Origin of the sequence: Robbsia andropogonis (genome assembly GCF_000970345.1) — a bacterium.
In the GTDB taxonomy this organism is placed as follows: domain Bacteria; phylum Pseudomonadota; class Gammaproteobacteria; order Burkholderiales; family Burkholderiaceae; genus Robbsia; species Robbsia andropogonis.
Window position 1 is genome coordinate 33,306 of record NZ_LAQU01000005.1, and the last position, 12,226, is coordinate 45,531.

The window sequence follows — 12,226 nt, forward strand, 5'->3', positions numbered from 1 at the left end:
GCTATAGGGCAAATTTAATTTACCCCCGGGGAATTTTGTCGTTGATTGCCTGATTCCGTTCCTCGAAGCAAGATGGATTCGAATCAGACAAACTTATGCAGGGGAGCAACCGGTGACGACGACAGCAGGTTCCCATTCCGTATCCGCCGCCGCTAAGACAACCGCCTTTACATCGATTCGCGCCGGTGTCGACATCGGTGGGACATTTACCGATGTCGCGCTTGAGTGTGACGGCAGATTGTTTTCGGCTAAGGTCCTGACGGACTACGCGGGTCCCGAACGGGCCATCCTTGCGGGGCTGCTTCGCGCTGCGTCGCTCGCGGGCATTGCACCCGGCGCCATTCAGTCGATCATTCACGGCACCACCCTCGCGACGAATGCGCTGATCGAGCGCCGTGGCGCGCGTACCGCTTTCATCACCAGCGAAGGGTTCCGCGATGTCATCGAGATGCGCACGGAAAGCCGGTTCGAACAGTACGATCTCGGCATCATGCTCCCCGCGCCGCTGGTGCCGCGTTGTGACCGCTTCACGGTGGTTGGACGAATGGACGCGCAAGGGAACGAACTGGTGCCGCTCGATTTCGATGGCCTTGACAAGGTGATCGCCGGGATTGCAGAGCAGGGTTTCGACAGCGTGGCCGTTGGGCTGATACACAGCTATCGGCATCCCGGACACGAGCGGGCGGTGCGCGATCGCTTGCTGGCGGCGTTGCCGAACCTATCCGTGTCGTTGTCATCGGAGGTATCACCGCAGATTCGCGAATTCGAACGATTCAATACCGTGTGCGCCAACGCATACGTCAAGCCATTGATGGCGTCCTATCTGAACCGGCTCGCCGCCGCGTTGCAGAAGGAGGGCATTGGCTGCCCGCTGTACATGATCCATTCGGGCGGGGGACTGATGTCGCTACGCAGCGCGGCGATGTTCCCGGTTCGATTGCTTGAGTCCGGACCCGCGGGCGGCGCAATTTATGCCGCCGACGTAGCCGCGCGTTATGGCTTGGATCATGTGCTGTCATTCGACATGGGCGGCACCACGGCGAAGATCTGCCTCATCGAACACCAGCGTCCGAAGACCGCGCGGACGTTCGAGGTTGCGCGGACCTATCGCTTCAAAAAGGGCAGCGGCATGCCCATCTCGATTCCGGTCATCGAAATGGTCGAGATTGGCGCTGGCGGTGGTTCGATCGCCCATGTCGATGAAATGCGCCAGGTCCGGGTGGGGCCGGAAAGCGCTGGATCGGAGCCCGGTCCCGCCTGTTATGGTCGCGGGGGCGAGAAGCCGACGGTGACCGATGCCGATCTGGTACTGGGCAAACTCGATCCGGCGCGGTTTGCCGGCGGTACGATGGCCCTCGACGGGCTGGCCGCTGGTCGCGCATTGGAGCAGGCCATCGCCACGCAACTCGGCGGGGACGCGGTGCAATCGGCATGCGCCGTTGCCGAGATGGTCGACGAGAACATGGCCAATGCCGCTCGTGTTCATGCGGTCGAAAACGGCTGCGAGCTTGCCGGCTACACGATGATCGCCTACGGCGGTGCCGCGCCGCTGCATGCCGGCCGCCTTTGCGAGAAACTCGGCATCGACCGACTGTTGGTGCCCCCGGGAGCCGGCGTCGGTTCCGCGATCGGGTTTCTGCGTGCCCCTTTTGGCTATGAATCGCTGCGTAGCGCCGTCATGCGGCTCGGCGAGTTTGATGTGGCGATGGTCAATACGCTGATCGATGAGATGGAACGCGAGGTATCCGCCTTCGTCGCGGAGACAGGACATGGCGGCGCCACGGTACGTGAATTGCGCGCCTACATGCGCTATGCGGGGCAGGGATGGGAGATTCCCGTTCCGGTTGCGGTGGGGTATTTCCAAGCGGGTACCGACGTTGCAGCCCTGCGTGCGGCCTTTATCGCCGTGTATGTGCAGCTCTTCGGACATGAGGTTGAAGGGCTCGATGTCGAAGTGGTCAGCTGGGCATTGTCGCTTCGCACGGAAGTCCCCGTGCCCGCGCGCGTGACGGAGATCGCGGGTGTGGCATGTGACGGCGAAGAGGCGCCGCGGCCGCTCGAACGGCGGCCCGTATTCGACGCGAAACGCGGGGGTTTCCACGAGTGCGCCATCCATCATCGCGATAGTCTACGCGTGGGATGGCGCTTGGACGGGCCGGCAATTGTCCTGGAAAACGAGACGTCGACATTGGTGCCCCAGGGCTTCAGCGTGACGCTGCAACGGGATCGTTGCCTATTGATTCAACGCCATCAGGCCTGACGTGGCCCGGCAGGCCCGAGATGATTAGTTCGTCACGGCATGTAGTGTGGGACCTTGCCGCGATATGGCGGTAGGTGTCATCGGACACCCCTTGGGATCGTCGCCACATCGATGTGGCTGATAAAGACCGAAAAGACGGCTTTGGCCGGGGAGTAAAGCGATGGACAGCAACGGAACGGGGAGTACCGCCAGTATGGGTGACGCGGCAGGCAAGACGGGCGGCCAAGGCGGTACGGCCATCAAGGTGCGTGAGCAGATCATGTGGAACCGGCTGATCTCGGTGGTCGAGGAGCAGGCTATCACGTTGATTCGTACCGCGTTCTGTACTAGCGTGCGCGAAGCTGGTGACTTGTCGGCAGGCGTGTTCGATGCCCAGGGCAGGATGGTCGCGCAAGCAGTGACCGGCACGCCTGGGCACGTCAATTCAATGGCGGATGCGGTGGGCCATTTCTGTGAACGCTTCCCTGTTGATACGTTGTCGCCAGGAGATGTATTGATGACCAACGATCCCTGGATGGGGACCGGGCATCTGCATGACATTACGGTCGTGACACCGGTATTCCGTACGCCGCGTGGTGGTGCCTCGGGAAGCGCGCCCACGCTGATCGGTTATTTCGCCTCCACCGCGCACGTCGTTGATATTGGTGGCCGTGGTTTCGGTCCGGATGCGCGGGAAGTGTATGAGGAAGGCATCTGCTTTCCGCCGATGAAGTTGTTCCGTGCCGGCGAGATCAACCGCGACCTGATCGACATCCTGCGGGCGAACGTGCGTGAACAGGATCAGGTCGTGGGCGATTTCCATTCCCTGGCCGCGTGCAATGACACCGGCCGTCGCCGATTGATGGACATGATGAACGAGTTCGACCTCGACGATATCGAGGGACTCGCCGCCTTCATATTCGAAAACAGCGAGCGGGCCACCCGCGAGCGCATTGCCGCACTGCCACGCGGCGCGCATACCTACAGCATGACCGTCGATGGCTACGACCAGCCGGTGGAACTGGTGGTCACTGTCAGCGCGGAAGGCGACACGATGCGCGCCGACTATACCGGCACTTCCGGGCCCAGCGCATATGGCATCAACGTTCCGCTGACCTATACCAAGGCCTATACCTGCTACGCGTTGAAATGTGCCATCGCGCCGGCGATTCCGAACAACTGGGCATCGCTGCGGCCGTTTCAGATTACCGCCCCGGAGGGCTGCATTCTCAATGCGCCGCGGCCGCATGCGGTGGCCGTGCGTCACGTCCTGGGCCATCTGCTGCCTGATGTGACCCTGGGTGCGTTGCAGGCGTTGGTGTCGGACCTGGTGCCGGCGGAAGGCGCGAGCGCCTTATGGAATCTGCAGATGAAGTTCGAAGGGGTGCGTCCTGAGACGCGTAACCTGCGACATGAGATGCTCGTTTTCAATAGCGGCGGGACCGGCGCCCGCCCGTCGAGCGACGGCCTGAGTGCAACGGCGTTTCCGAGCGGCGTGCAGACGATGTCCGTCGAAGTGACCGAAAGCATCGGGCCGATTGTCGTCTGGCGCAAGGAGTTGCGTCCCGATTCCGGTGGCGCGGGGCGGTGGCGTGGCGGACTGGGCCAGCGTATCGAGATCGGCGCAAAGGAGGGGTTCGTGTTCAGCCTCAATGCGATGTTCGAACGCGTCGTCTATCCCGCACGGGGACATCATGGTGGAGCGTCCGGCGCTCCGGGCACGGTAAGCCTGGACGATGGTACCCCGCTGCGCGCGAAAGGCACGCAGCGGATACCGGAAGGGCGTCGTCTCGTGCTGGCGTTGCCTGGCGGCGGCGGGTATGGCAATGCCGCCGCCCGACCGGCCTCTTTGGTACAGCGCGATATCGATCACGGCTACCTTTCTCGGGAAAAAGCCGTCCATGACTACCCCCATGTTTTTTGACCATGTCATGGGGTCTTGGTCACCGCATGGTCGCGCGCCGCGTCGCGTTGTACGATCTCCCGCAGCCAGGCCACAAACGCCTGCATGATCTCCGACGGTGGCGCATCCTGTAATTGCACGAGGGTGAAGCGCGGCATTTCAGTGGCCGGCAGGCGTTTCAGATAGTCGAGTCCAAACGGCGCCAGCAACCTGCCTTGCTGGATCAGCGCGATGGCATCCGGATATGACAACAAGCCAACGCCAAGCCCACTCACCGTGGCGTCGAGCATCGCGCTGTGCGTGTGAATCTGCAGCAGATGCCTGGCCGGCGCATCCTGCAGTTGCATCAATGACAGCACATGGCGCCACAGGGAGGTATCGGCCAAAGGCGAAATCAGCGTGTGATCCAGCAGGTCCGTCGGTGTGTGGATGGGTTTTTTTTCGGCCAGGTCAGCGCTATAGGTGATGACCTTCAAATCGTCGACAAGCGTGGTTTCGAAAAACATGTCGCCTGCGCCGCCGTATCCCCATAGCACGACGCCATCGAGTTCCGCCCGTTTCATGTCGGGCATCTCGACTGCAATGGAAATGCGCAGGTCCAGGTCAGGATAGCGCTGCGTAAAAGCACTCAGGTCGGGCATCAGATAATGCGATGCAAAAAACGGACTTACCTGAATCGATAGCTTCTGCGTGCTGTCCATTCGCGTCAGCGCCGCCAGGCCGTCGTCGATGCATTTCATCGCGGCACTGACATGTTCCTGCAACAGGCGCGCGGCCGGGGTTGGTGTGACGCTGCTGACACGGCGTACGAACAACGCGCGTCCAAGCGTCTCTTCGAGGGTCTTGATGCGATGACTGACCGCCTGTGGGGTCAGGTCCAGTTCGAGCGCGGCCTGGCGGATCGAGCCATGGCGAGTGACTGCTTCAAAGACCTTCAACGATGTCAGCGACGGTGACGAGGGCATGGCATCAGGCTCGCGAAAGGTGTTCAAGGCAACGTGACCGCAGGAAGTCCCGTAATTGTTGCACGGAGGGCGACAGTGTTGACCGTTCCGCACTAAGCAGGTTCAAAGGCGCGGGTTCACACCAATCGCCGGGGACCAGTTCGACGAGGCGGCCCGCGCGTAAATCGTCCATCACGTCGATACGGGATTTGTAGACGATGCCGCGGCCGTCGATGGCCCAGCGGCGCGCCACATCGGCATCGTCGCAGATCCGGTCCCCCCGGACTTCCACCACGCAGTCCTGCGAGCTGGAACGCGTATCCGACGACGACATGCCCGCCTCGTCCGGCATGCCGGTGCTGACCGTCTTGAACACCTCGGACGATGGCGTGCGAGCGTCTTGCACGGCGTTCCCGGTCCGGGGAGGCGTCAGCGTGCGCGCCGACGGATGGAAACGCCAGCGTTCATGCACTTGATCACCCCATATGAACCGCAGGCAATTGTGGTATGCCAGATCCGTGATGTTGGCAAGCGGGCCATGACGTGCGATGTAGGAGGGTGAGGCGCAGAGTGCGCGTCGATTCTGCGGCGCCAGAGGCATCAGAACCAGGCCTGAATCGGACGGGGTGCCGTAGCGGATCGCCGCGTCCAACGGTTGTGCGAACAGGTCGACGGCCCGGTCGCTCAGCCGCAATTGAATGGAGACTTCGGGATGAAGTGCTTGGAATGCGTCGAGCCATGGCGCAAGCAGGTTGCGACCGAAATCCGATGGTGCTGACAGCCGTAGCGGTCCGGCGACGCGTGCACCGTCCCGCCGAACCGCGTGCTGGCCCGACGCTTGCGCCGCCAGCATGGCACGCGCATGCGGCAGATAGCGTGCGCCGTCATCGGTGAGATGCATCGTTCGCGTGGAGCGCACGAACAACCGGCAGCCAAGTGCTTTTTCCAGACGCTGAACGGCGCTGCTCGCCAGACCTGGCGAAATATGCATTTGTCGGGCGGCGAGTGAAAAACTTCCGGCGTCCGCGGTCTGGACAAAGATGGCAACATCATCAAGTCGGATCATTTTCTGCGATTCGCGGAAAGTGTTTGCGTGCCAGACGGCTGTTTTTCACCGTTGGCCTCGTTCATCATGGTGCCATCGCACATGCGCCCCGTGCCCGAGGCTGGGGCGCGCCTACCAGGAGTACACGATGAAAGCAGTGGGTTTTTATCAAGCCGGTCCCCTTGATCGCGCCGATGCGCTGGTCGATTTGGAACTGCCTGTGCCAACATTGCGCGATTATGACCTACTTGTAGAGGTCAAGGCGGTTTCGGTCAATCCGGTGGATACGAAGGTGCGTCGCGGGTCCACGCCCTCGGAAGGCACCGCACGTATTCCGGGATGGGACGCGGCGGGCGTCGTCAAGGAGGTGGGCCCGCTCGCCACCCGTTTCAAGGTTGGTGATCGCGTATGGTATGCGGGCGATATCACGCGCGCAGGCAGTAACGCGGCGCTGCAGGCGGTTGACGAGCGCATTGTCGGACCGATGCCGACCACACTTGATTTCGCCGATGCCGCCTCGTTGCCGCTGACGACGATTACGGCATGGGAATTGTTATTCGATCGCCTGGAAGTGCAAAGGGCCGACCCCACGGAAGATAACGTCTTGCTGGTAGTGGGCGCGGCGGGTGGCGTTGGATCGATTCTGACGCAATTGGCGCGGGCTTTGACCGGCCTGACCGTCATCGGCACGGCGTCACGGCCACGAAGCCGTGATTGGGTACTGGACCACGGCGCGCATCATACCATCGATCACCATCAGCCGTGGCAACCGCAGCTTGCGGCGCTTGGGTTTGCGCATGTCAGTCACGTCGCCGGTTTGAACGACAGCGCTCGCCACGTGCCGCAGATTGCCGAGGTCCTGTGTCCGGAAGGGCAGTTCGCCTTGATCGATGATCCGGAGAACCTCGATATCAGCCCGTTCAAGTCGAAGTCGATTGCGATCCATTGGGAATTGATGTGCACCCGATCAATCTATACGACGAAGACGATCGCGCGGCAACACGCATTGTTGCGACGCGCGGCGCAACTGGTGGATCGCGGCGTGCTCCGGCATACGGCGACGCAACGCATCGATGGCATCGATGCCGCCAGCCTGAAGCAGGCGCATGCGCTGGTGGAACGTGGCGACATGATCGGCAAGGTTGTGCTGGTCGCGAAGTAATCACGCGTGCGCATCACGCCTGGCGGATTGAAACCGGGCGAACTGTAAGACCGGACTGGCGGTTCCGTCCGTCCGGGCCTCTTCGTCTCATTACGTTAGGCGCCGTATTGCAGCACCACGCGAATGCAAGTGGCCCACTGCATCGCCGTTGCGCTTTGCATCCGTTATTCTCCATACCACTAAACGTTCGCGTGCCCGTTCCGCCAGCGGTTCCTCTGTGCAACTCCGTTGTGACGCACGCGTCCCCCGGGCCATCGCGTCAATTGGGAGTGTGGAAATGGATAGTGGTTCGACGGACGTGCTCATCCGCCCTTCGTTCCGTGAACTCGACGAGTGGGCAAGCGTGATGCATTCGCCAACGACCGCGAAGAAACCGAATATCTACATCACCTCGCCTGAAGCAAGCCGCGTACGTACAGTGCCGCTCGCCGACCCAAGCGAGGAAGCGACGACATACGGGGCAGCGTCATGCCTGTCTGAGTTGCCAGCGGACCGTCTGATTGTGGTCACGGGAGGCTTGCCATGGGACTCCCTGGTTCAGTTGTCCATCTGCAGTAGGCGACTGTATCGATTAAGCCTGGGCTGTGCCATATATCGAATCCAGCGTGTCACGGATGTGGTTGGCATGATCGATGTGATGTGCGGCATCAAGCGTATGGCGGAAGCACGGCACCCTATATTGCTTCGCGAACTTTCAACGCGAATGATTGGCATCAAGGGAAGCGGCAGCGAGATGGTGCTCCAGATGTGGCGTGAATCCATCAGGCGATCTCAGCATTGGATTGTCCGTCAGCCTGATGAATTGCAAGGCGAAGCCATCGTCAATTTGATGATAGCCGCATACGGGGCGATTCTGCCGAGAGATCGGGTCAAGCCGCATGCCTTGGTGCAAGCGGTATTAATGGATATGAGCAAACTAATGCTGATCCGATGGCCCCCTATCCTGGAGGTACTCGTAGCCGCTGGCGGACATCACCAACTGGTAACACGATACATCGATCATTTTGCGAAGTATTTTCAAGGAACGTTGCCAAGCGTGTCGGATACGTTCGCCTTCGAGTTGGGAAGTACCTTGCTCTTGCGTTTGCATACCAGAAATGTATCGAAAGCGATGTCTTTGCATTTTGGCGTTAGCGACGCGCAACATGCGCGTATTGCCGACAACATTGCATATGCGATTGCCAAGCACGTCGTGGAATCGCCGCGCACGTTGTACATGTCAGGATCTCTGGATGAACGATGCCGACGGTGGGACAGGCGGGTGGGAAGTGACGTGAAACGTCTTGCCGAGCGCCATTTGGTGTCGATGCTCGGGTCGCGTATGCGCTCGGACGGCTCCTGGCGGGTGCTTTTGGAGAAAAGTGACGCAACTTCCGACCGTGTCATGATGGCCGCGCGGCGGCATATTCTGACCTTGGAGAGCGATACGCTTCAAGCGTTGCCGAATGAGACGCAGCACAATCTGTTTCTGGCGCTCCACCAATCGTTTGGCGAAGTGGAGGGCGCTGATGCATGGAAGAAAAGCTACAAGATGGTTGAGGGAATGCCATGGGAAGCGCAGCCGGCGCTGATGCACCGTCTGGCGTGCCGACTCGCTCCGGTCGAACACCGTGCCTGGTTTGATAACGAAGACCGGGTTTCCTTGTTGGACAGTGCCTCTGCCTGGGCGATCGAGATCGTACCGCGCTGCGCGCGAAACGGGCGTTCCGGATTGGGTGGGAGAGCGTTTGCTGCATTGCTGAGCTTGTGGGCGGCGCTTGGTGAAGTCGACCGGAAAGGAAAGGAAGACGTTTTCCACGAGGCATTTTCCAGCTTGCCCGTCGCGCTCCCGCCGCCCGATTGGGGACCGACGCTCGATAGTGTGGGCCTGTTCAATCATCGGCACGGTAGCGATTTATTCGGACTGGTAGACCAGGTAGCATTAAATGCGCTGCTGAAGCGTTTTCTTTGCGATAAGCATTCCTGCTTGATGTCACCGTCACCGTATTTCGCGAAATGGATCTGCAAAGAGGTTCCAGCATATTGGGACGCGCTACCCGATGGCGACAGACCGGTCGAGCGATGGCACGCGTTCTGCAGTCGATTCGACCTGCCACGGGAGATGAGAACGCAGCTACGTCGCGATGTGTTGCAGCACTATGCACGCAACCTCGCACAGGCACCTACTTCGTTCGACGAAGTGCTGTCCCGCGCCGGCTTCCATGATTCGCAGGGACGGCATGAGTTTGAAGAAGCATGCTGGGACGTCCAGAGCGCCTTGCCGGATGATACGACCCTGGCAAGGCGCCTTCATGTCTTCGGCTTGACGGATCGATTACGCGAAAGAATCACGGCGCGGTTCGGTGGCGAGGTGCTTCGGCGGCGGCGGCGATAGCGCACGGTGTCCGATCGCCTGATAGACGTGTGAAATCGGCCGCGGGCATTCACTCGGCGGTCGAGCGCTGTTCCGGCGCCGTATTGCGTTCGTCCGCCTGATCCTTTAGAAGACGCCGCCGTGGATACCTATTTGCAATTGGAGCTTAAGCATGAATTCAAGCTGGACAGTGGCATCTCCATTCTGGCCGGCCGGTGTCCTGGACGACCCGGCTAACGACACGCCACTTAAGGAGCCATCGCCAAGTCTTACGCCTCTCCCATCTTCAATTGAAACGCCGGCGCGAAGGCGCTCGTCGTCGTTTAGCCCTGAGCCAGCTTCTTCAGCAATACCGATATCGTCATCACCATCACCACCACCATCCCCTTCCTCCGCGTCTACAGTCATCAGATCACTTACCCAGTCTCCATCGCGTACGACGCCCGAAACGGTCAGTCCGTGGCGCAAGCGAAGGCGCGTGTTATTACCTTCGAATAGACGTCCGCCGCACCCGCCGTCACCGCAAGCGCCCGCCACGACGCCGGACATCCATATCTCTCAACATTGGAAGCATGGCGCGCCTGTGGTTTTACTGTCCTATGATGTTCCGTTGAGCGAGTTGTTTCCTGAAGACGCGACGCTCACCGGTCTGTCGGACGATGCATTGCTGGGACTGATGAAACGGTTGCCATGGGAGGCGAGAATGCTGCTGTCGTTGTGCGACAAGCGGCTGAATCGATTGCATATCTCGTGCGTCGTGCATCGAATCAAGGACGCAACCGAGGAGATCGACGCTGTTGGTGCATTGTGCAATATCCAGAAATTGCCTGATAGGTGCCATCCGGCGTTACTACGACAACTTGCCGCGAGGATGGTCGTTATCAAGGGAAGTAATAGTGAAGTGGTGTGGCGGATGTGGCAAGAGTCTATCAAGCAATCCTGGGAATGGCTCCGACGTCAGTCCCCCGACGTCATGAATGCGATGATGGTTGATTGGTTGCTTGCCGACTACCACGCGACCATGCCGCGAGACCATATCAGGTCGTATGCAACCGTGCATGCAGTCTTACGGCAACTGACGCCTTTGCCGCTTGCCCAATGGCCGCCGGTGCTTGAGGTGTTGCTGGAGGCGGGAGGCCATGATCAACTGATTTCCAAGTATGTGCTCGATTTCACCCGACGTTTTTGCGGCGAGCTACCGAAAGTGTCGGATCTGCTGGCTTCCGAGATTGGAAGCATGTTGCTGTTTCGGCTGCGGGGATGTCATATCGCGAAAAGGCTGACGGTGTGCTTTGGCGTCAGCCGTGCGCAGCACGCGAGAATTGCGGACCGAATAGCGTACAGGATCGCGAAGCGTGTTGTCGATGGCGTGTCCCAACGGGGCAGGGCGTTGTCATTGGAAGACCATTGCCGTCAATGGGATGAACGTGCGGAAAGTTCGGTCTGGCATGACGCCGAACTGCACCTGCTGGCAATGATCGGGCCTGATCTTCGGCTGGACGGTTCGTGGCGGGTTCTTTTAAAAAAGACCGGTGCGATGAGCGAGCGTGTTTCTCATGCTGCCCGGTCCTATATCTTGGCAATGGAAATGGACACGGTGCAGGCATTGCCGAGTCAGACAACGGTCGACCTTTTTCTGGTGCTGCATGATTTCGTCGCGGAGATACAAGATGGCCGGGAATGGTATAGATCTTTCGGCATGGTCAATGGCATGCAGTGGGAGGCGCAACCCGCACTGATGCACCGTTTGGCGTGCCGCCTCGAAGGCGCAAAACATCTTGCCTGGTTCGATGAACAAATACGTACTGTCATTTTGGAACAGGCGACATTCTGGGCAATTAATATCGTGCCGCGATGCGTGGAAACGGGAAGATCCGCGCTTGCGGGACGGGCATTCACGGCGCTGCTCCAAATGTGGGCGACGCTCGGCCACGCCGATGCCGTGGGCATGCGGGACGTGTTTTACGAGTCATTCGTCTGCATGCAGACCTTGCTTCCGCCGTCCGATTGGGGGGCGGCGCTGAATACTCTGGGTGCTTATGACCCACAGCGTAACCAAGCGCTCTACGGATTATTTGATCCGGACGCGCTGCGTTCCGTCCTGAAAACCTATCTTTGTGACGAGGGCTCCAGTTTCATCGCGCCCTCCATGCATTTTTCGAGATGGATTTGCAGAGAGGTGGCAGCGTATTGGGAGGAGCTTCCCGACGGCCGCACACCGTCCGAGCGGTGGGTCGCGTTTTGCAAACGTTTTGGCTTATCGCGAGAGATGCAGTCCGTGCTTCGGGATAATGTCTTGCAACATTATGCGGCAACGCTGTTGGCGTCGTCGATACCGATTGATGAATTGCTGTCGCGTATCGGGTTCAATGACCCGCGAGGACGGCATGATTTCGAGGCGGCGGTGTGGAAGATCCAGGAGACACTGTCGGCTGATGTCTTGCTGGAGCAGCGTCGTGATGTCTTTGGTGTGACGAACAGCTTGCGCAATCGGATGATGCAGTCATACGGCAGCAATCTCATCTCTCCGCGACATCGATAACGCGCGCAATCCAGGCAGTACTGGAACCTTATTCCCGC

The 12,226-nt window shown here is 59.9% G+C and carries 8 protein-coding genes; 5 read left to right on the forward strand and 3 right to left on the reverse strand.

What is annotated here, in order from left to right:
* Positions 1 to 112 precede the first annotated feature (112 nt).
* A complete protein-coding gene (locus WM40_RS06515) occupies positions 113 to 2,260 on the forward strand; it encodes a hydantoinase/oxoprolinase family protein (RefSeq protein ID WP_096349157.1) in 2,148 nt (715 codons plus the stop codon).
* 160 nt (positions 2,261 to 2,420) lie between these two features.
* Positions 2,421 to 4,163, forward strand: coding sequence for a hydantoinase B/oxoprolinase family protein (locus WM40_RS06520; protein ID WP_330218154.1), 1,743 nt, complete (start codon positions 2,421 to 2,423; stop codon positions 4,161 to 4,163).
* Between the two features lie 5 nt (positions 4,164 to 4,168).
* On the opposite strand, the gene WM40_RS27730 is transcribed toward WM40_RS06520, so the two are convergent.
* Together WM40_RS27730 and WM40_RS31230 are read right to left on the reverse strand one after the other, a co-directional pair.
* Complete coding sequence (locus tag WM40_RS27730; protein ID WP_024904010.1) at positions 4,169 to 5,107, reverse strand: LysR substrate-binding domain-containing protein; 939 nt, start codon at positions 5,105 to 5,107, stop codon at positions 4,169 to 4,171.
* Positions 5,108 to 5,111: 4 nt separating this feature from the next.
* Positions 5,112 to 6,152: a LysR family transcriptional regulator gene (locus WM40_RS31230; RefSeq protein ID WP_024904011.1), complete on the reverse strand. Its 1,041-nt coding sequence runs from the start codon at positions 6,150 to 6,152 to the stop codon at positions 5,112 to 5,114.
* Positions 6,153 to 6,279: 127 nt separating this feature from the next.
* Here WM40_RS31230 and WM40_RS06535 point away from each other — a divergent pair, with 127 nt between their 5' ends.
* Together WM40_RS06535 and WM40_RS06540 are read left to right on the forward strand one after the other, a co-directional pair.
* Positions 6,280 to 7,293 carry a zinc-binding alcohol dehydrogenase family protein gene (locus WM40_RS06535; protein ID WP_046152499.1) on the forward strand — a complete coding sequence of 338 codons (1,014 nt, stop codon included), beginning with the start codon at positions 6,280 to 6,282 and terminating at the stop codon, positions 7,291 to 7,293.
* Positions 7,294 to 7,570: 277 nt separating this feature from the next.
* The gene (locus WM40_RS06540) at positions 7,571 to 9,667 is read left to right on the forward strand and encodes a hypothetical protein (protein WP_046152500.1); all 2,097 of its coding nucleotides are present in this window, start codon (positions 7,571 to 7,573) and stop codon (positions 9,665 to 9,667) included.
* 105 nt (positions 9,668 to 9,772) lie between these two features.
* On the opposite strand, the gene WM40_RS06545 is transcribed toward WM40_RS06540, so the two are convergent.
* The gene (locus WM40_RS06545) at positions 9,773 to 10,195 is read right to left on the reverse strand and encodes a hypothetical protein (RefSeq protein ID WP_036010572.1); all 423 of its coding nucleotides are present in this window, start codon (positions 10,193 to 10,195) and stop codon (positions 9,773 to 9,775) included.
* A 61-nt stretch (positions 10,196 to 10,256) separates the two neighbouring features.
* On the opposite strand from WM40_RS06545, the gene WM40_RS06550 reads away from it, so the two are divergent.
* Positions 10,257 to 12,188 (forward strand): hypothetical protein, encoded by a 1,932-nt coding sequence (locus WM40_RS06550; protein WP_157685079.1) that lies wholly within the window; start codon positions 10,257 to 10,259, stop codon positions 12,186 to 12,188.
* Positions 12,189 to 12,226: the final 38 nt, after the last annotated feature.

Coding starts and splice junctions, on each gene's coding strand:
- WM40_RS06520 (WP_330218154.1), top strand. CDS start 2,421: ATGGACAGCAACGGAACGGGGAGTACCGCCAGTATGGGTGACGCGGCA.
- WM40_RS27730 (WP_024904010.1), bottom strand. CDS start 5,107: ATGCCCTCGTCACCGTCGCTGACATCGTTGAAGGTCTTTGAAGCAGTC.
- WM40_RS31230 (WP_024904011.1), bottom strand. CDS start 6,152: ATGATCCGACTTGATGATGTTGCCATCTTTGTCCAGACCGCGGACGCC.
- WM40_RS06535 (WP_046152499.1), top strand. CDS start 6,280: ATGAAAGCAGTGGGTTTTTATCAAGCCGGTCCCCTTGATCGCGCCGAT.
- WM40_RS06540 (WP_046152500.1), top strand. CDS start 7,571: ATGGATAGTGGTTCGACGGACGTGCTCATCCGCCCTTCGTTCCGTGAA.
- WM40_RS06545 (WP_036010572.1), bottom strand. CDS start 10,195: ATGTCCGGCGTCGTGGCGGGCGCTTGCGGTGACGGCGGGTGCGGCGGA.